The 19,941-nt window shown below is 49.4% G+C and carries 19 protein-coding genes; 9 read left to right on the top strand and 10 right to left on the bottom strand.

The window, feature by feature from the left end:
* Nucleotides 1-5: 5 nt before the first annotated feature.
* From yhbH to ACETK5_RS02655, 4 genes are all read left to right on the top strand, one after another.
* Nucleotides 6-1,166 (top strand): sporulation protein YhbH, encoded by a 1,161-nt coding sequence (yhbH, locus tag ACETK5_RS02670; RefSeq protein WP_326114443.1) that lies wholly within the window; start codon nucleotides 6-8, stop codon nucleotides 1,164-1,166.
* Nucleotides 1,167-1,511: 345 nt separating this feature from the next.
* Nucleotides 1,512-1,640 (top strand): hypothetical protein, encoded by a 129-nt coding sequence (locus ACETK5_RS02665; protein WP_394054259.1) that lies wholly within the window; start codon nucleotides 1,512-1,514, stop codon nucleotides 1,638-1,640.
* Nucleotides 1,624-3,825 (top strand): acyltransferase family protein, encoded by a 2,202-nt coding sequence (locus ACETK5_RS02660; protein ID WP_394054258.1) that lies wholly within the window; start codon nucleotides 1,624-1,626, stop codon nucleotides 3,823-3,825. The genes ACETK5_RS02665 and ACETK5_RS02660 overlap by 17 nt, the downstream gene beginning before the upstream one ends.
* A 169-nt stretch (nucleotides 3,826-3,994) precedes the next feature.
* A complete protein-coding gene (locus tag ACETK5_RS02655; RefSeq protein WP_394054257.1) occupies nucleotides 3,995-4,831 on the top strand; it encodes a sulfurtransferase in 837 nt (278 codons plus the stop codon).
* A gap of 66 nt (nucleotides 4,832-4,897) precedes the next feature.
* On the opposite strand, the gene ACETK5_RS02650 is transcribed toward ACETK5_RS02655, so the two are convergent.
* The 5 genes from ACETK5_RS02650 to ACETK5_RS02630 form a co-directional block, all read right to left on the bottom strand.
* Nucleotides 4,898-5,131, bottom strand: coding sequence for a hypothetical protein (locus tag ACETK5_RS02650; RefSeq protein ID WP_394054256.1), 234 nt, complete (start codon nucleotides 5,129-5,131; stop codon nucleotides 4,898-4,900).
* A complete protein-coding gene (locus ACETK5_RS02645; RefSeq protein WP_394054255.1) occupies nucleotides 5,131-5,271 on the bottom strand; it encodes a hypothetical protein in 141 nt (46 codons plus the stop codon). Before ACETK5_RS02645 ends, ACETK5_RS02650 begins: the two co-directional genes overlap by 1 nt.
* Nucleotides 5,272-5,327: 56 nt before the next feature.
* Nucleotides 5,328-7,322: a serine hydrolase gene (locus tag ACETK5_RS02640; RefSeq protein WP_394054254.1), complete on the bottom strand. Its 1,995-nt coding sequence runs from the start codon at nucleotides 7,320-7,322 to the stop codon at nucleotides 5,328-5,330.
* Between the two features lie 405 nt (nucleotides 7,323-7,727).
* Nucleotides 7,728-8,915, bottom strand: a complete 1,188-nt coding sequence (locus ACETK5_RS02635; protein WP_394054253.1) for a multidrug effflux MFS transporter — start codon at nucleotides 8,913-8,915, stop codon at nucleotides 7,728-7,730.
* Nucleotides 8,916-9,146: 231 nt separating this feature from the next.
* On the bottom strand, nucleotides 9,147-9,347 hold the full coding sequence (locus ACETK5_RS02630; RefSeq protein ID WP_394054252.1) for a hypothetical protein: 201 nt from the start codon (nucleotides 9,345-9,347) through the stop codon (nucleotides 9,147-9,149).
* A gap of 149 nt (nucleotides 9,348-9,496) precedes the next feature.
* On the opposite strand from ACETK5_RS02630, the gene ACETK5_RS02625 reads away from it, so the two are divergent.
* Complete coding sequence (locus ACETK5_RS02625; RefSeq protein WP_326119334.1) at nucleotides 9,497-9,835, top strand: VOC family protein; 339 nt, start codon at nucleotides 9,497-9,499, stop codon at nucleotides 9,833-9,835.
* Between the two features lie 95 nt (nucleotides 9,836-9,930).
* On the opposite strand, the gene ACETK5_RS02620 is transcribed toward ACETK5_RS02625, so the two are convergent.
* A complete protein-coding gene (locus tag ACETK5_RS02620; RefSeq protein WP_394054251.1) occupies nucleotides 9,931-10,467 on the bottom strand; it encodes an SMI1/KNR4 family protein in 537 nt (178 codons plus the stop codon).
* A gap of 217 nt (nucleotides 10,468-10,684) precedes the next feature.
* Entirely contained in the window at nucleotides 10,685-11,449 is a 765-nt protein-coding gene (locus ACETK5_RS02615) for an SDR family oxidoreductase (RefSeq protein WP_100538856.1), read from the bottom strand.
* 246 nt (nucleotides 11,450-11,695) lie between these two features.
* On the opposite strand from ACETK5_RS02615, the gene ACETK5_RS02610 reads away from it, so the two are divergent.
* Together ACETK5_RS02610 and gdhA are read left to right on the top strand one after the other, a co-directional pair.
* Entirely contained in the window at nucleotides 11,696-12,532 is an 837-nt protein-coding gene (locus ACETK5_RS02610) for a YitT family protein (RefSeq protein ID WP_100538857.1), read from the top strand.
* A gap of 481 nt (nucleotides 12,533-13,013) precedes the next feature.
* Entirely contained in the window at nucleotides 13,014-14,393 is a 1,380-nt protein-coding gene (gdhA, locus tag ACETK5_RS02605) for an NADP-specific glutamate dehydrogenase (RefSeq protein WP_100538858.1), read from the top strand.
* Nucleotides 14,394-14,443: 50 nt separating this feature from the next.
* Here the strand turns inward: gdhA and ACETK5_RS02600 are convergent, their stop codons facing one another.
* Nucleotides 14,444-15,427 (bottom strand): diaminopimelate dehydrogenase, encoded by a 984-nt coding sequence (locus ACETK5_RS02600; protein ID WP_394054250.1) that lies wholly within the window; start codon nucleotides 15,425-15,427, stop codon nucleotides 14,444-14,446.
* Nucleotides 15,428-15,578: 151 nt separating this feature from the next.
* The gene (locus ACETK5_RS02595; RefSeq protein ID WP_394054249.1) at nucleotides 15,579-16,640 is read right to left on the bottom strand and encodes a suppressor of fused domain protein; all 1,062 of its coding nucleotides are present in this window, start codon (nucleotides 16,638-16,640) and stop codon (nucleotides 15,579-15,581) included.
* A 169-nt stretch (nucleotides 16,641-16,809) separates the two neighbouring features.
* Here ACETK5_RS02595 and ACETK5_RS02590 point away from each other — a divergent pair, with 169 nt between their 5' ends.
* Nucleotides 16,810-17,541 carry an MORN repeat-containing protein gene (locus tag ACETK5_RS02590; protein ID WP_394054248.1) on the top strand — a complete coding sequence of 244 codons (732 nt, stop codon included), beginning with the start codon at nucleotides 16,810-16,812 and terminating at the stop codon, nucleotides 17,539-17,541.
* Between the two features lie 263 nt (nucleotides 17,542-17,804).
* On the opposite strand, the gene ACETK5_RS02585 is transcribed toward ACETK5_RS02590, so the two are convergent.
* On the bottom strand, nucleotides 17,805-18,566 hold the full coding sequence (locus ACETK5_RS02585) for an SDR family NAD(P)-dependent oxidoreductase (RefSeq protein ID WP_394054247.1): 762 nt from the start codon (nucleotides 18,564-18,566) through the stop codon (nucleotides 17,805-17,807).
* Between the two features lie 226 nt (nucleotides 18,567-18,792).
* On the opposite strand from ACETK5_RS02585, the gene ACETK5_RS02580 reads away from it, so the two are divergent.
* Entirely contained in the window at nucleotides 18,793-19,905 is a 1,113-nt protein-coding gene (locus ACETK5_RS02580; RefSeq protein WP_394054246.1) for a DUF3626 domain-containing protein, read from the top strand.
* The last annotated feature ends 36 nt before the right edge of the window (nucleotides 19,906-19,941 follow it).

The raw sequence follows: 19,941 nt of genomic DNA, 5'->3' as shown, positions 1-19,941 counted from the left end.
TGTCCATGCAAAATGAAGACGCTCTGTCGTTTGTCGTATCCCGTGAAGACTGGTCGCTGCACCGCAAAGGCTACCAGGATCAGGTACGTCATCAGCATAAAATCCGTGAAGTCATCAAACGCAACCTGCCCGACCTTATTACCGAGGAAAACATTATTCTGTCTGACGGAAAGCAGATCATTAAAGTTCCGATCCGAAGCCTTGACGAATACCGTTTCATCTATAACTACCAAAAGCAAAAGCATGTCGGTCAGGGCGACGGTGACAGTCAGGTTGGAGACGTCCTTGGACGCGACCCTTCATCAGCCCAGCCCGGTAAAGGTGAATCAGCCGGCGATCAGGCAGGGCAGGACATCGTGGAAACCGAGGTCAGCCTGGAAGAACTGGAGAATATGCTGTTTGAGGAACTAGAGCTCCCGCTGCTGCAGCCCAAGGATAAAGAGCAGATCGAGACGGAATCCATCGTGTTCAACGACATCCGCAAAAAGGGCATCATGTCCAACATTGACAAGAAGCGCACCATCCTGGAGAATTTGCGCCGCAATGCCAGAGACGGCAAACCCGGCATCCACGGCATCAGTCCGGACGACCTGCGCTACAAGACCTGGGACGATACCGTCATTCCGGAGTCCAATGCGGTCATTATCGCTATGATGGATACATCCGGATCCATGGGCTCCTTTGAGAAATACTGCGCACGCAGCTTTTTCTTCTGGATGACCCGTTTCCTCCGCAAGCAGTACGAGAAAGTGGAAATCGTGTTTATCGCCCACCATACCGAAGCGAAAGAAGTGACCGAAGAAGAGTTCTTCACACGAGGTGAAAGCGGCGGAACCATATGTTCATCCGCTTATCAGAAGGCGCTGGATATTATCCATCACCGTTATCCCCCTACCAAATACAACATTTATCCCTTCCACTTCTCCGACGGCGATAATCTCACGTCCGATAATGAACGCTGCGTCAAACTCATTGGCGAACTGCTGAAGGTAAGCAACATGTTCGGTTACGGTGAGGTCAATCAATACAATCGCAGCAGCACGCTGATGTCGGCCTATAAGAATATCAAGCTGGACCAATTCATGTACCATGTCATCAAAGACAAAGGGGAAGTGTACGAGGCACTCAAAACCTTTTTTCGCAAACGGCAAGGAGCCGCGATCTAATCCATATAGTATATGAACAAAAGGGAAATCATGGATGTCGAATCATCCAGGATATTGGAGGAGGCAGGGCCTCCTCTTTCTTATGCCTCCTGCGATACAGCTAACAGCTCGTTGCCGAAAAATGGATATGCTCAGCATAAAGGCTTGTCAGTTCAAATGAAAAATCTGTTTTATTATTGACATCTTAATGTAGCCGTAGCTTCACTTTTTTGTCACCTTCTGATTTTCCTGGAATGATAGTATTAGCTATGACATCTTGTTGCAGGATATTACAGGATTCGATATGCGTCTCCTTAATTTAAGATATCCTCCTATAAAGGAAAGGGAAGGTTTACCATGTTCCAAATGACACATTCACTATTCAGCACCCAGACGTTTGAGAATATGTCCTACATATTATCGCAGCGGCTGTTCCAGGGCGGCATAAGCGCAGATCCTTCGAAAGGAGCGATCTCCCTTGCCGGTATCAGATAAGCCACATTCACGCTACATGCCCGGTCTCGACGGACTTAGGGCCCTCGCCTTGATCGGAGTAATGGGATACCACTGGAATTTTGGTTTTGCCGGCGGTGGTTTTCTCGGAGTAAGTTTATTCTTCGTTCTGTCCGGGTATCTCATTACAGATATTCTCGCATCACAATGGCATCATCAGCGCCGGATCGATCTGAAAGATTTCTGGATACGAAGGTTCCGGCGTCTCCTCCCGGCCATGCTGCTCATGCTGTTCTTCCTTGTGGTATGGGTTACGCTGTTTGACCGATCGCGACTGCCTGCGCTTCGGAGTGAGGTGCTCGGCGCGGTTACATACATAAGCAACTGGCAGTTTATTTTTCAGCAGCAATCTTATTTCGAATCATTTGGCCCACCGTCTCCACTGGGGCATTTCTGGTCGCTTGCCGTGGAAGAGCAGTTCTACTTGCTGTGGCCGCTGATCATGTTAGCGGTTCTCAAGCTCTTCCCCCGCAGGGGACAGCTGTTCACCTTCATTGCTGCCGGAGCCGCGATTTCAGCTCTGACTATGGCAGTGATCTATCAGCCGGGAGATGATCCTAGCCGGGTCTACTATGGAACGGATACCCGAGCGTTTGGTCTGCTCATCGGAGCGGGGCTGGCTGTCGTATGGCCCAGCTGGAAGCTGTCCACCCATGTTTCAAGGGCTACCCGGCGCAGACTCAACGTGACCGGCGCCGCGGCAATGCTTATCATACTCTCCATGATGTGGCAGGTGGACCGTTACGATTCGTTCCTCTATCAAGGAGGCATGTTCCTCTTCTCTCTTGCTGCCGCCGTTCTCGTTGCGGTGTTGGCGCACCCGGGCGCTTCAATCAGCCGCTTGTTAAGCTGGAAGCCCCTGTTATGGATCGGCGTTCGATCCTACGGGATTTACTTATGGCATTACCCGGTAATGATCCTGACCTCACCTGCATCCGGTACAGGCGATTTGAGTTTGCCTCAGGTTGCCCTGCAAATTGCGGCAAGCGTACTGCTGGCCGCCCTATCCTGGAAGTATGTTGAAGAACCGATACGGCATGGCGGACTGAAAAAAATATGGTTTAAGGCCCGATCCATTCGGCGCCGTTCGATTTCGTTAAGAGGCTGGGTCGTATCGCTAAGCTCGCTAATGCTAATCGGCATCTTTTGCTCGGGGATGATGAGCAGCGTATCCTCTGCGAGAACGGTAGGCGATATCGCTGCCATGCTGAACCTTGATCCTGCCCTGGAAGAACCGGATCAGACTCAAGGCACAGAGCCCGGAACGATGGAGCCACCGCAAGGACAAACGCCGCCTCCTGAAGGCACGAATGGGAACATCACCCCTCCGCCTACCGACACGAAGCAGCCTGGTGTAGTTAAGAAGCCGGACTCCGAGGATACACCGGATCAGATGCCGTTTCCGGATGGAGCGACAGGTTCTGGCGATGACGATGCTGGCAGAAACAAAGAGCCGGACCGTCCTGCTGGTAATGAAACAGACAACGAAGACGAGCAAACCAACGCAGGGAGCAAAATCCCCGATAAGGCGGATTCCGAGAAAACAATCCCGGATCAACCGAATGAAGATAAAGCGGGTAAGCCTAGTGAAGATAAAGCGGATATGCCAGATCCCTCCAAGGACGCGGCAACCGAAACGACCGGCAAAGAGAGCGATCCTACGAAGCCAACGAATAAGCCTCAAAATCCTCCGGTATCCAAGTCCGCCATCACGGCCATTGGAGATTCGGTCATGCTCGGGGTATCCCCTTATCTGGAGAAATCGCTGCCCGGCATTCACATCGATGCGGTGATAGGCCGCCAAATGCGTCAGGCCGATGACCTGATTCCCGCCATGAAGACCCAAAATCGGATAGATGGGGGCATTATCATCATCGGGCTGGGAACCAACGGTGCTTTCTCGAAAAAGGATCTGGATTCTCTTCTGCGTCCGCTGGATACAGCTAAGCAAATTCTGCTTATCAACACACGGGTTCCACGTGATTGGGAACAGAACGTCAACGGCATGCTGGCAAAAGCGGCTGCCCAGAACCCCAAAGTTACGCTGGTGGATTGGTATTCAGCCAGTAAGGATCATCCGGAATACTTCCGGTCTGACGGCGTCCATCTGGAGCCGGAAGGTGCCGAGGCTTACACCTCCATGCTGCTTCAAGCGATCAAGAAATAAAGCGTTTCTCCTGATTCTTGCCATCATTCATTCTGGTATCGTCGACCTGATCTCATCATTCTATGAGACAGGTCGACTTTTTAGTTATATACGTAATGAAATGCAGCAATATGATATAATTCGGTTACCTAATCTCATTATTTCTTAATAGAAGGCGGTGTCCTGGTATATGAATAATATCGTGACCATGAAATGGCTGCTGGCGAGACTCTATGAACCGGATTTGGTCATCGTCGACTGCCGTTTTGCCCTCGGCAAGCCGGAAAGCGGACGAGCCGCTTATGAGGAATCGCATATTCCGCGTGCCGTTTATCTCGACCTGGAGAAGGACCTCTCCTCCCCTATCACCCAACATGGCGGACGCCATCCTCTGCCGGACCTGGATCAGCTTGCAAAGCGTCTCGGCCAGTCCGGCATTCAGGGGAGCAGCCGTGTCGTCATCTATGACGACCAGGGCGGAGCCATGGCCAGCCGTCTATGGTGGCTGCTGAAATACACCGGGCATGAACAGGCTTATGTGATGGATGCAGGCTTTACAGCTTGGAAGAATGCCTCGTACCCGGTAACGGATGAACAACCGATCGTCATTCCGGTACCATATGAAATCAAGCTTAAGCCCGATAAACTGGTCCTCGTAGATGAGGTGCGCGAGGCGTTGGTGCAGGGTACCCAAACGATTATCGATTCCCGTGAGCCCCGCAGGTATGCTGGAGTCGAGGAGCCTTTGGACACCAAGGCCGGACATATTCCGGGGGCGGTGAACTACTTCTGGAAGGGTGTTCTGGACGACTCCGGGCATTGGAAGGAAACCAAAACGATCCGCGAGCATTTCTCCGACATTCCGCAAGATGCCGAAATCATCGTATACTGCGGCTCCGGCGTCACCGCCTGCCCGAACGTGCTTGCCCTGGAGGAAGCTGGTTACGGCAATGTGAAGCTGTACGCGGGCAGCTGGAGCGATTGGATCAGCTATGAGGAGAATCCAGTGGCAACTGGAGAAGAATAAAAGATTGAAATCGGCAAAAAGCCCGCTATCCTAGCGGGCTTTTCATAATTTTGTACCGTCTGACTCTTACATCAGGATCCCGGACAGATGCTCAAGAGCCATCGATCGTATCCGCTTCTCCTCGGGGATATTCTCGTAGAGAAGATGCTCTTTGCCCGCTTCAGCCATTCGCTTGCGCATGGCGGCAATACGGCCTTTGCCGGAATCGATAAAACGGAAGTCTACCTGCCGCAAGCAATCCATATCCGCCAAGCCGTCCAAGGCTTCCGCCTTGATTCCTTTATGAATCTCTTTTAGCATCAGAACCTCCAGGTTAGGGTGCCTAAAAATGGAATGAGCAGCGGTAGCGGCTCCACCCCGGCCTCGTACAGAAGCTGACTGCAGAGTCGGAATGCCTCCTCATTCAGCTCCTGCGGGAGCAGAGCGAGCAGTTCGTCCATAAAGCGCCTCTCCCCCTGAGGCATATACTTGACTGGGGGTTCATGAGTCGGGTAAATTAATGACTAATCGGTAAAATATAGTAATTAAATGCTTGATCCAATAAGGCACTAGCCTCTTGACGTTTCAAAAGTTCTTTTGAACGGAAGTTCACGGAGCCATCAGATTTAACCTTGGTATCTGGGTCTATGATACCTTGGGAAACAAGCGCCTTGATCGCTTCCACTGCCCAGGCATCCGTTTTTCCACTTAGTTTAACCTTCGTTCTAGGCTCTACCTGTTTCAGGTTTTGGATCATTACCGCCGCCATTTGTCTAGTGATCGGAGAATTAGGCTGATAATTAGGCAGTCCGGCTTTCATCTGTTTCTTATTGGGCTCAATCATGTAAGGCTGTTTATGCATCCCATGGGCGCGAAGCAGCACTTCTGAGAATTCTCCCTGAGTCATCGTTCCTTTTGGATCAAAGATATGGGAAGACTTCCCGATCATGACTTTCAAAGCGTTAAGATTGTTAATATATGATTTATACTTACTACTCGCAGGTACATCAGAAAAAGGTGAATCAACGTTAATTTTTTCTGAAAATGCAACTAAGTCTGGTAGCCTCGTAGAATACATATATGCGATATGGCCAGCTGCGTTTTTCTTAAACGTAATTTTAGTACCGGATTCATCTTCGAACAATAAAGGATGGATCATTTTCAGCGTCTGTTTGCCTGCAGCTCCTGCTTCCAAAACTAAGTTCCCGTTCGAATAAGAAACCTTAGTCCTCATGGCATCAACACGCGTGTTTTTATATAGTCCGACATACGCTTTGGCTTGCTGCTCACTGATTGCCGAATAGGTTGGCTTTGGAACTTCTGTCTTTCTTGGATAATAGTGATTCATAAATGCTTCATACACGTCAATGCTCACATAGGGGTTGTCGTCATTGTTGGACATATACAAGGCTGTATTTTTCTCAGGCAGAATAACAATCAGGGATGAATGCCCTGTAACATTCCCTCCTTTTAGAACCACATGTTGACCATTCATCTTCTCATGGAAGTAGCCTTCAAACCCTATTGTTGTAATAGGAATCGTTTTATCAGCAAAAAGCTGGTATGTTTGCATTTGCTCTATGCTTTTTTGACTCACAATTTCTTTGCCATCATACTTTCCTTTGTTCAGATGCATTAAGAGATACTTTGCCATGTCATCTGCTGTTGAGACGATACCACCTTCAGGTTTTTCTGTAGGAATAGTTCCATCCATAGGGATTTTTTCACCCTTCGGTCCATAGTGAGCAGACATTCTGCCTAATAGCTCAGGCGTAATTCGCACATTCGTTGAGGTCATGCCTAACGGTTTGAAAATGTTTTTCTCCATATACTTCGAATAGGGCATTCCCGAGACGTTCTCTACCGCATACCCCGCTAGCAGAAACCCAAAATTGTCATAAGTGTATATTTCCCCCGGAGGCCTTACAACCGCTGACATATGTGATCTGACAAAATCCTTTATTGGAAAGTTTTTGTTAACATATTCCGGTGAATAATACGAAGCGATATCGGGTGAATCAAATCCGGTTGAATAGGTAAGCAGATCATACATGGTCAGGTTTTTCCCCGTTTTATTCGGAATCTTCACTCCTCCTAAGTACTTTTGAATGTCGCCTCGTAAATCGATTTTTCCCTTATCGACCAACTGCATTGCCGCCAAGGCCGTGAATGTCTTGGTAACAGAGCCGATCTGGAAAACGGTGTCTTTATCAACGGGAATCTTCTTTTCTTTGTCGGCATAACCGTAACCTTTGCTTAGTAACACTTTCCCATCGGACACGACCGTAAAATTAGTACCGACTGTGTTATACTTCTTCATCACGTCCGTAATAACGCTATCTGCAAATGCTTCTACCTCCTTGGCATCGCGGGGCCCCTCCAAGCTAGAACTTACAGATGCAATGGGTGTGGCCATTGTTGCGCTAGCTGTCGAGCTGCTATCTGGGATACATGCGGTCGTTGCCATAGCGGATAATAGCAGAACCGCGATGGTGCGAGTCTTTTTTTTCATACATGGTTTCTCCTCAAAATGTATTTGCCTCATAACAACTGGCTGAACCGAGTATGGCAAAAGGCTTGTCATATCCACAAGTGTCATTTCGTCACCCACAATGCCAAGACACTTCAAAATGTCATATGACAATGGGGCACTAGGATTGATGACCATAAAAGAATGCTCAACAAGTATCAAGAATTTGGATGAAATGGTCGTTCAAGTGAAAGATGCATTCCTAAAACTGGGGAGAGCTCACAGGTGTTAAAATAAACCATTGGACTCGAATTTTCACACAGTATTTTTGGAACCTCCGAATCGAAAGGGAGACTTAATCCAGTGGAACAAGAAGAAGCTGCCCCTCCTGCTAGAAAGGGGACAGCTTTTTTTCAATCCTATATGAAACTTAAACAAAATGCCGGACTACCTCCGCGCATATCCAGCAAGCTTCTTGCTCACGCAGACCATGACTACCGCAAGACCAAGAAAATACAAGGGCATCACGATTAACGAGCCATTGTGAAGGAGACTCATGCCGCTGGTAATCAGGCTGACGACAACGTAATAACCCAATCCGAAGATCGCTCCTGCCGTTCCGAGCACATCTCCATATTGGTTCAGCGCCAAACTAAGGCAATTCGGAATCGCCATTCCGATGCCGAGCAGAAGAATAAAAATACACGCTACCATGAACACCATGTCTATTATAGTGGTGTTCATTCCGCTTACAGCAAGAACGGTAAGGCAAAGGGCACCCAGCATCGTAATGATCGTGCCAATCACGATAATGCGCTCAGCCTGGAGCCGGGTCAGCAGTTTCTTCGACAGCATCGCACCCAGGATGGATGACATCGCAACAAAGATACCAAAGAAACCAAACCCGCCGGGACTCATCTGAAAAAATTCAATAAAAATAAACGGAGCCTCCGCATAGTAACTGAACAATATGCCGTTGGTGGCTCCAATGAGAAAACCGAATCCCCATATTCTGCGGTCGGAGACCAGGCGCTTGGCCACGGAGAGGGTGTTCATCTTCGAGACAGCCTTGACCCTGGTTTCAGGCAGAGTAGTCCAGGTACACGCCAAAATAGCGGCGCTCATCAAAACCAGCGTCAAGAACACCGCCCTGAAACCAAGAGATTGATCCACCCATCCGCCAATGAGCGGCCCAATAGCGGGCGTAAACGCAAGCGCTGCCGAAATCTGGGCAAACACCGCATGACGCTTGGCTCCATCGATGCTCTCACGCAAAATGGTTTGGGTGACAACCGAGCCGGTGCTGGCACCGAAAGCCTGAATGAATCGGCTCACCAATAACCATTCGGCCGAACCGGATAGGTAGCAGCCCAAGCTGCCTATTCCATAAACCAGGATGCCCCACAGCATGGCAGGACGACGTCCGATGGAATCCGAGAGCCTTCCCCAGCAAAACACCCCGAAGGCAAAACCCAGGAAGTAAATGCTGAGCGTCAGTTGGATGGCATTGTTGCTTGCTCCCAATTGATGGGCAATGTCCGGTAATGAGGGTGTATATATCGTTTCACTAATTTGCGGGAAACCCACAAGGATAATTAATAACCAGATGGATGGATTTGAGATTTTTCTTTGCACAGCTAACATCCCCCTTATCATTCAAAAATCTCAAGTTGGCTGGCAAAGAAATTACGGGATCGGGGGTTTGCATTTGGTTAGTCTAGTAAATGAAAGCATGAAAGTTCACCTTTTTTTCTGAATAAGGGGGTAAGTCTACTGAGTAGTATAGCAGATTATTTGGCAAAATCGTTCTTAATTCGTCTCCCACAGGGGGCTTTATACTTTGGGCCAGGAGGTTCAAGAATAGGATCACATTAAAAAACAAGGCGCTCTACCTTCATCTTGTATCACAAGACTCAGGAGAGCACCTTTGTTATGTATCAATTCTTCTTGGAGAGCCATTCCACCCACTTGATTATGATAATCATTATCAATTAATGTGATGTTATTATACCAGATGCTCCGCTCATCTGTGATGATAATCCGTTGCGGAAGCTTTTTTTCGATCATATAAAAACAAAGCCTTATCTAAAACATTCGACTTACCTGACGGGTTTTGCCGCCCATTCCTGCCCTAAACCTGCATAAGATCTCCTCTTGCTTCAATGTGCTACGCTTGAATGAAGAATCACATTCCATAGGAAGGAAGTGTTTACGATATGATAATGAACCATCTTAATCTCACCGTAACCGATGTAACCGCCGCCAAGGAATTTTTGCAAACCTATTTCGGACTCAAAATCGGAGGCGAGCGTGGTCAGTCATTTGCAGCGCTGTTTGACGATCAAGGGATGGTGCTGACCTTAATGCGGGGTACCGAGGTTAACTATCCCAAGACGTTTCATATTGGCTTTATTCAGGAAAGCGAAGCGAAGGTAAATGAGATTCATCAGCGCCTAAGCGTTGACGGCTTCGATGTCACAGAGCCCCGAAGAGCCCACGGATGGACCTTCTACGTTAAAGCTCCGGGCGGTTTTACTGTTGAAGTACTGGCTTAATCATCATCGTTATCGTTACATGGGACAGCGCCATTCCTCATCCGCTAAACGCAAAAGCCCACGCATGGCGCGTGGGCTCTTCTGTTATGTCAGGCTTAATAAAGCTCCCATGTCTCCGTACATAACGCAAGAAAAGAATCGGCAACCCGCTCGCAGTCCTCATAGCCCAAGCTGCCGGAATGCGCGAACAGAATCGGATATTCACCGTTTACCGGCTCTTCCCTCATATCGAACATATAATGATTTCCTCTTCCATCCATGGCAAACGATACCGCATACGGCATATACTCCGGCAGCTCATAAGCCAGGTTCATCTCCCTCAGATCCTCCGTATTAAAGAACTGGAAATAACGTTCTCCCTGTTGAAATTCCCCGCCGTTGGAGTACTTCATTAAATCCACGTAGCTTGCAGGGAGATCCCTCTGAGGCAGCTTCCAGCCTGCAGGATCGAGCGGCGTATATTGATCGTAAAAGGGCGACGATTTGTGAAAAGGATTCACTTGTCTTCCCTTGATATCCTCCATTTCTTGCGCAGACAGCTCCGTATTCCACTCCTTAACAAAACGGGCCATTTGTTCACCGGTCGCACCGGAACGTTTGTCATACTGATGCTCAAAATCGATATTCCACATGTTGGCCTTCCTCCATCCTGGTACTTCCTGCCTTGGAACTTCTCCAACATTATAAAAGAAAAATTGGAAAAAAGGGATCGTACCATCGATGTAAGGAATTCCTTAGGTCCTTCGATCTATGACTTGTACTAAACAACAAAGACCGTGCACAAGCACACGGTCTTTGAAGATATCGAAGCAGCCATGCGTGAACCGGACCGCCTCGAAAAAGTAGTCATTACAGATGGGATCCTCCACTGGCATCGATGCATTGACCGGTGATCCAGCGGCTGTCCGGAGAAGCCAGAAATGCTGCAATATCAGCGATATCCCCAGGCTCACCCCATCTGCCGAAGATCGAATAGCCGGCTCCGAACTGGAAAGAGGCTGGGTCCTGAAGCATGGCGGCATTCATGTCGGTAGCAACGAAGCCGGGCTGTATCGCATTGATCGTGATCCCACGTGAACCCAGTTGGCTCGACAGGGAGAGGGTCAGCGAATTGATGGCCCCCTTCGTCATTGTATACGCTGGAATATTGGGCAAAGAGATTCGGGTTACCGCAGAAGATAGATTGATAATGCGCCCATCGTCTCGAAGGCGCGGGAGAGCCTGCTGAATCATGAAGAATGGCGACTTCACGTTCATTCGCATCACTTCATCAAAGCTTCCCTCCGTGGTCTCCTCGATGGTTTCCACTAAGCCGATCCCTGCGTTGTTGACCAGTATATCCAAATATGTGTCACCGGTTCGTGCTCTCAACATCTCATCCAGCGACCCGTACAGGGCACTTATTCCATCCGAGGAGGCAAGATCCGCCCCTACCAAGAAAGCTGCTCCTCCGGCCTGTGTTATCTCGCTGACGACCTCTTCCGCGGCCTCATGGTTCTTGCCATAGTGAACGGCTACCAACGCTCCTTCCTTCGCCAATCGTATCGCGATGGCACGTCCAATGCCTCGGCTGGAGCCCGTAACCAAGGCAACCTTCCCATTCAATGTATTCATGGTCTCATCATCTCCTCCTCTTCTTCTTTCACTTTTAGTTTTATCACAGGCCCCATTTCGAAATATTGCGCTCCTATTCGACTACTCACAGTGAATTAAAAATCATTTACATTCCATGTAATGATTATTATAATGAGAATATCAAAAGAGCTGCGCAACCTGTGTTTGCATAAAGCGATTAAAGGATGATTTTTTCCTTTAGTCGCTTTTTTTGTGAGCTTGTTGAAAGTCATGGAGGTATATCGTATGAAAAAAAGAGCGTTTGATATGATCATGCTGCTCATCGGGGCATTTATTTTTGCGCTGGCCGTCAATTTATTCGTCATTCCCAACGATTTTGGCGAAGGCGGCGTTACCGGGATATCCATCATTCTGTATTATGTGCTGAAATGGTCCCCGGCGTTGGTCGGCATCGTGATTAACGGGATTTTGCTAATTGTCGGCTACAAGCTTCTCGATAAAAAAACGACGGTCTATACCATTATCGTTGTTGCCTTTCACTCTCTGTTCCTTCATTTGACGGAGAACTGGCGCATCGCTTCGGATGAGCCGGTGATCAATGCCATATTTGCCGGACTGTTTGCCGGCGTCGGGATTGGACTCATCGTCCGGGTCGGCGGGACAACGGCAGGTACGGTGATATTGGCCCGCCTGGCGAATAAATATTGGGATTGGAATATCAGTTATGCCCTGCTGTTCTTTGACCTGATCGTGGCGGGACTGTCCGTTTTTGTGATTGGGATCGAGAAGGTGATGTTCACCGTGGTCATCCTCTATATCGGTACCAAGGCGATGGAGTTCATTATTGAAGGCTTGAATCCGAAAAAGGCCGTTACCATCATCTCGACTCATCATGACCGCATTGCAATTCGGGTTACGGAGATTATGGACCGCGGGGTGACCGTGCTCCGGGGTTATGGATACTACACCGGCCAGACCAAAGATGTTCTTTACATCGTCATCAGTAAACAGGAAGTCTCCATGCTCAAGAAAATCGTCCGGGCCGAGGACAAAAATGCGTTTGTCACGATCCATGACGTACGCGACGTGTTTGGCGAAGGATTTATTGATATTTCGAAATAAGACCGGACTTATCCTTAGTATGAAAATAAGATCGAAACAGCCTTCGGGCAGGTTTCGATCTTTTTTTCAGCATCGCTGCCGATAACTTTTTCACGCCTTAAGAATATGTAATAATATCCCAATTTTTCCATGACCTCAGATGCTAAATAGGCCGAAAAGGTTGAAGCCAAAGTTCCTTTTATTTGTATTTTTCCATGACAAATTCGGATTATTTTTTGCATTTTCGCTACACGAAACACAGGGTTATAGCTTATTAACTTACACCAAATGACAACTTTATAGAAATATTTAATGAGTTCGCAAAAAACATTTTATTGGTAATACGAGGCAAGATTCTATACAATTCTTTTTAACTTAAAAATGCTGAGTGCAAACTTTTAATGTTTTAGTACAAATTGTCCGAGACAGGCTTTCTTTTCAGCAAAACCGACGATTTATCACGCAATTCTACTTTAACGATTTGAAGGAGTGCATCGCAAAAGTGACTACGAATATTTCTGTTTCTTCACCCCTTACTGCCGCGAAAGACTATGTGGAATCCATCTATAACCAAGTGGTGGCCCGAGATCCGCACGAGCAAGAATTTCATCAAGCCGTCCGGGAATTTGTAGATTCCCTCGTCCCTGTTTTAGCCCAGCATCCGAAATATCGGGAACATGGTATTCTGGAGCGCCTTGTCGAGCCTGAACGAATGATCACCTTCCGTATACCATGGGTGGATGATCAAGGCAAAACCCAAGTAAACCGCGGGTTCCGCGTCCAGTTTAACAGCGCACTGGGTCCGTACAAAGGCGGGATCCGGTTCCATCCTTCGGTTTATGCCGGCATCGTCAAATTCCTCGGCTTTGAACAAATCTTCAAAAATGCGCTCACGGGCCAGCCCATCGGCGGCGGCAAGGGCGGTTCGGATTTCGATCCGAAAGGCAAATCCGATCAGGAAGTCATGCGTTTTACCCAGAGCTTTATGACCGAGCTGTACCGCCATATCGGACCTGATTCCGATGTGCCTGCCGGCGATATCGGCGTTGGCGCTCGCGAGATCGGTTATATGTTCGGCCAATACAAGCGGATCCGCGGAGGGCATGAGGCTGGCGTGCTGACAGGCAAAGGCGTCATCTATGGCGGAAGCTTGGCACGTACGGAAGCAACCGGCTACGGCTGCGTTTACTTCGTACAGGAGATGCTGGCTTCGCAAGGCCTTAGCTTCAAAGACAGCCGCGTGGTTGTGTCCGGCTCGGGCAACGTCTCCATCTACGCGATTGAAAAAGCACAGCAGCTCGGTGCACACGTCATCGCCTGCAGTGATTCCAACGGATATCTGTATGATCCGGACGGAATTAACCTCGAAACCGTCAAGCTGCTGAAGGAACGGGATCGCCTGCGGATCAGCGAATACGTTAAGATTCACCCGCATGCCGAATATACCGAAGGCTGCACGGGCATCTGGAATATTCCATGCGATATCGCACTGCCTTGCGCCACGCAGAATGAGCTGGATGAAGAAGCAGCGAAAACACTCATCTTGAATGGTGTAAAAGCCATCGGTGAGGGAGCCAATATGCCTTCCACGCTGGAAGCGATTGAGCAGTTCATCAGCAGCGGCGTGCTGTTCGGACCGGCTAAAGCTGCCAATGCGGGCGGGGTTGCCGTATCCGCGCTGGAGATGAGCCAGAACAGCATGAGAATGTCATGGACCTTTGAAGAGGTGGATGCGAAGCTGCATCAGATCATGAAAAACATCTACAGCAGTGCCGTAGATGCTGCAGAGGAGTATGGCGTAGCCGGCAATCTTGTGGCTGGTGCCAATATCGCAGGTTTTATCAAAGTGGCCGATGCCATGATCGCACAAGGTATCGTATAAATAAGAAAAAAAAGAAGCCCTGCCGCATATGCGGCAGGGCTTCTTGCAGCTTATAGAAGCTCGCTGCGGAGCTCTTCAGCCGATTTTGGCGATAAGTATCCCAGCGGGATATCAAACACCGTCTTGGCGCCTTGCTGTCCCTCTCTGCTCAAACGCTGGGCAGCTCTTGCATATGATACCAGCACACTGGCCGTAAATTCCGGGTTGCTGTCGAGCTTCAGGCCAAATTCAACAATTTGTTTATTTCCGCTTCCGGTAACGCCGCTGCGAATAACAAATCCGCCATGAGGCATACCTGCATGGTCAGCCTCAAGCTCTTCTTGCGTAATGAACGTTACGGTTGTATCGTAATCGGAAAAATAGTTAGGCATCGACACAATCGTTTGACGGATTTGCTCTTGGTCCGCGCCTTCTTCCACTACAACGAAGCAATCTCTCCGGTGCTTCTCGCGTGTGGCAAGCTCCGGTGTTTCACCAGCACGGATTTGGTTGATAACCTCTTCTACTGGAACCGTATATTGAACGCCTGCCTTCACCCCGGGAACACGACGGATGGCATCCGAGTGGCCCTGGCTCACGCCTTTGCCCCAGAAGGTATAATCTTTTCCTTCCGGCAAAATCGCTTCGGCAAGCAGACGGTTCATGGAGAACAAGCCCGGATCCCAACCTGTCGAAATGACACTGACATGGCCTCCGCCCAACGCCGCTTTGTTGACTTCCTCGAAAAACTCAGGGATTTTCGCGTGTGTGTCAAAGCTGTCTACTGTATTGAACATGCTGGCAAGCTGTGGCGTTTGCTCAGGCAAATCCGTAGCCGAACCGCCGCACAGAATCATAACGTCAATCTTACCGATATATTGCTCTGCTGCTGATATATGCTCGAAGCGAGCACCGGAATTGGCTGGCATTTGCTGCGGGTCTCTGCGCGTGAAGATGGCTACCAGCTCCAGATCCGGATTTTGCCCGATTGCTTTCTGTACGCCTTTGCCCAAATTTCCATAACCTACGATCCCTACTTTAATAGATGCTTTCAATGTAATCCTCCCTTTGTCAGAACCATTTCCTGTGGCATGATGTTTATGTACCGCTTTAAAGTATAAGTATATAGACATCACTCAAATTGTAAACTATTTTATATGGACAGGAAATTCTTTCTATTTGTTTTTGTTCCATTTTTATACCTGTCTATCCGATAACTTGAACAACATTTCCTTCTTGATCCTTGATTTCCGTCTTCAGAACTTCAATCCGGATTCCTTGCAGGCCCGAAAGCTCGAAGGTGCTGACCTTTGGCAGCAATCGACTTGAAAATTCACCCGCGGTCCGATCGTCCAAAACCAGGGTAACATCTCCATCCTCCGCAGTCCAGCGACTCTCCTCCCCCGGCTCAAATACGACCCGAACGTCCGAACCGACAAGGCTCAGTTTCTTATCCTTCAGAATTCGGCCCTGCAGCAGCTTCCCGATAATTTCGGCCTGCTTGGCGCCTATTTGTAATGTAGCCGGGGTTTTACTTAACCACCCCTTCTTCCCCGGTTCAAAAGCCAGCTGGCTCACGTAGAGAAATCCGGTGTTCGAGCCCTCTTGTTTTGTCCCTCGGTCAACGGCTTCCGAAATCGAAGGTACCTTCAGCAGCGATTCCCGATCCAGATCCGTTATGTATTGCGGCATATACTCCGCACAAGCTTGTAATACGCCCAGCGTATTCCATGTCTGCATCGCCTCGAGTTCTTCACGTGTGATGCCAACCATCTGCAGGAATTCGACCCGACCATTCGGTGTATCCATCTCCGGCAGCTCGGGATCCAGGGTAAAGGAGAGTGCGGTCAATTGCGTATCGGCACCCAGGCAGATCGGCCCATTGGCATCCAAATAATCCCCCGAGCGAAAAACATTCCCGCTGTTAAACACGTATCTCCCCATGTTCTGAAGCAGATTTAGCGCCCACGCCGGCGGATCTTCCTCATCCTTCTGCTTAGCCAGCCTGAACGTCAATTCGAATCCGTAACCGCTCTCCTCCAGATTGTCCGATTCCTTGTCATACAGCTCGCTAAAACCATAAGTGACCATATGCCAATGCGGACTCGGGGCATTCGACGTATAAGCGCTGATTCCATTCAGCGGATCGGGTCCTCCCAGAGCATAGGGAATTAGAGCCCCGTAATGTTTCGGCTCCTGCTCCCCGTACAGCTTCAGCAGCTGCTCGTCAATCGCGTCCCAGCCTGTGGCGTTTTCTTCATGTGTCATATCCTGTTCCCTCCGTTATCATTTGCATTCAAAAATAAAACCGTATCCGTGTAGGCCGTGCCCAAATCACCATTCTCTTCCGCTTCATTATATAGGACATAGAGAGGAATGTTGAAGTAACCCGCGAAGTGTATAATAGAACCATATCAACAAAGGAGCCTACATGTTCATGAAAAAAATAACGGCATTATCAGTAACCTTAACACTTTCAGCTTCGCTTATGGCCTCTTCTTTTGCCTCGCTGCCGGTTTCCGTCGATGCGGCCTCCGCCAAGGAATGGATACAGATCTCCGAGCGGACGTCCTATTACGGTGAAACGGCTAACGGCCAGCCCAATGGACGCGGCACGATCAAGTGGGGAAATGGCAAGCAATATTCCGGCGATTTCATTAACGGGAAGCGCACCGGAAACGGTAAATACATTAACGAATACCAAGTAGACGGCGAAGCACATAAGGTGGTATACACCGGCCGCTGGAACAACGACAAAATGGATGGCGAAGGCACCCTGACGCATAAGGTAACATTGCCCGACGGGTCCGTCCGATGGAATCAGATCCAGAAAGGGACATTCCAGGCAGGCGTCTTCCACAGCGGATACGATGTCATTCATGCCGTCGCGGATCCCGACTACAGCTTTACCTACAAGAAAGGCAAGGAACTGCTCGTGGTTATGGGCACCAATCAAAACATGAAAAAAAACTGGGCCAACGGAACAATGTTCAGCGCTCAATACAAGAACGGTTCCGTCAACCATAATTATTCGATCTTCCCGGCCAATTCGGCGGCTGAACAGCGTCAAAACGACGCCGCGCTCCGATATTTCAAGAACATTCAAGCCAAGGTTGCTCCACATCTGCAGCAATTCGAAGCATTGTCCAAGCAAGTTCCGTTAAAATAACCCAGCCCATACCATCGTCAAAGAACCCGGTAACTTGCCTATAGCATGACCGGGTTCTTTTTTGTCAGCTAATTGATCCTTTACATAAAAAAAGAGGCCGCTTTTTAAGCGCCCCGTGTTACCCTGCTCTTTTTTCCATTATCCAGACCATCTCTACTGTGAGCGTCCCTCGTTCAGCATCGTGATTGTTTTATCGATTCGCCGCTGACGGGTTTGCATCGTCTTGGCCTCGATCGGCGGATTGTATCTCTACGAACACAGCCTTATTGTGCCGTCCAACCGCCATCCACAAGCAGCAAAGTGCCTGTCACGAGATCGGATGCCGGGGAGGCGAGATAAATAACGGCTCCAGCCACATCGCCAATGGTGCCGATCCGCCCTGCCGGGATCCGTGCCAGTACGCCGTCGCGGAAATCGGGGGAGTCCAATCGCTCGGCTGTTCCCGGCGTATGGATGAACGTAGGACCGACGGCATTGATGTTCACGCCACGACTGGACCACTCCAGCGCCAGCACCTTCGTCAGCTGATTCACGCCGCCTTTGGAGGCACAATAGGCAGCCCCTTCCGTAATCCCAACGACACTCACCTGGGAGCTGACGTTAACGATTTTTCCGCCCCCCTGTTCCAGCATGATGCGGCCGGCGGCCTGACAGCAGAAAAATACGCCCTTCAAATTCACGTCCATCATCTCATCCCAGTAATCCTCCGTGATGTCTTCCGCGAGCATTCCCTCTCCCAGACCCGCGTTATTGACCACGATATCGAGCCGGCCGAAATCCTCGGCTACCTGACCGAACACGGTTCGGATCTGCTCCACATTCCGGACGTCCAGCTCATAGGCCTTGGCCTGACCTCCTGCCTGTGAGATTTTCTCAACCAATGGACCCAGCAAGTCTTTGCTTCGTGCCATGACGGCAACCTTGGCCCCTGCCGCTGCCAGCGCTTGGGCTAGTCCATAACCGATGCCTTTGCTGGCCCCTGTCACGATTGCGATTTTATCCTGAATGCTGAAATTAGGCTGCATATATAATACCTCCATCCCTCATATACGTTTATGTTAGTTTCATTAAAGCATGATGGCTGGTCAGCGGCAATCATTGCGAGTTCTTCCCTCCCAATAAATCCATCCAAATAAGGCCTAAAGTACGTTAATTTGCGGCAGCCATAGAGGAATTTCTACTCGTGGGCTAGAAATGATGAGGATTATAGCGATTGTTGTCTAGTATGGAGAGTATGGAGGAAATCCAATGATGAACGAACGGTTATCTAAAGCGCAGCAACAAGCGATTCTTCATGTCGAATCCACAGCGGCGTGCCAACGAATGGCTGCCTTGGACATGACGGAGCAAATCTTGCGGAAACATGGAAAAGATTCCGTGGCGGTCGGCTCGCTGTTAACCAGTATCGGAAAGTCTGCCCGCGTCACGTTGAATTTCCATCCGGATCGGATACGGCCCACCGGGCACGCTGTCATCGAATCCCTCTTGGCAGAAGGCATATATCATAACCAGTTCATCACGAGCGTGACGAATGGAAGCAAAACCGCCTACCCGGGCGGCGACCGCGACCAATGGGAACGGCTCCTGTTTGGAGGTGCCTACCAGCAGCCCGGCGTACATAATGACGAGCGGCCCAAATACGGGGCACTCAATCTCATGCATTATGCCGATGGTGCGTCGCCCCGCTTCGGTTCCTGTTTTTTGGTGCTTTCCCCTAATATATTGAACCGCTGCACCTTTACATTCGGAGACAGTCATGCAGGTCCTGAATTTGTGGGCACCATCCGTCAATGGAATTCGATTCTCGCTGCACTCTTGCATCAAGTCGAGTCCACTGGCGCGGCCCTGGGCTTCCCTAATGTGGACATTCCATCCATGCTGGAACGCATTCTTCATCTGCCTTTTTCGCATACCGGTTTCTCCGGGCCTCTCGGTCGTTCCTTGGATGATTATATTGAAGCGCAGATCCATGGTGTCATCGACTTGTCCAGCGATGTGGAGGCCCTGGTGGCCGATCCGTCCTATAGGGACACCCCGATCGGGCATTTGCTCCATGCGTTATGTGAACGGTATAACCTCACCTTGTCCTGGCATCCAGGCTTCTGCCTTGCCGTACAGGATGTTCCGGATGATTTTCGGGGACCTGCCATGCCGCCGCTCGCCAAGCGGATCGATCAACGGTTTGGAGGCTCACTGGGCAAACTGGATGCAGCCATTATCGGTAAAGCGGCTGCTCAACTGCACCATGATCCGAGCGAGTGGAGCGACTGGGGAGCATTGGATGAAACCTTCCAGCATCTCAAACAGCTGTGGCATGTGCTCGTAAAGTATGGACATGCATATCCGTATACACCAAACCGCTAACCTGTACTTTTGCCTAATTGGAATGATGGTCTGGCT

The organism is Paenibacillus ilasis, from assembly GCF_043195395.1.
Classification (GTDB): Bacteria; Bacillota; Bacilli; order Paenibacillales; family Paenibacillaceae; genus Paenibacillus_AQ; species Paenibacillus_AQ lautus.
Note: the sequence above shows the minus strand (reverse complement) of the source record. Positions and strands in the feature narration are given on the sequence as shown.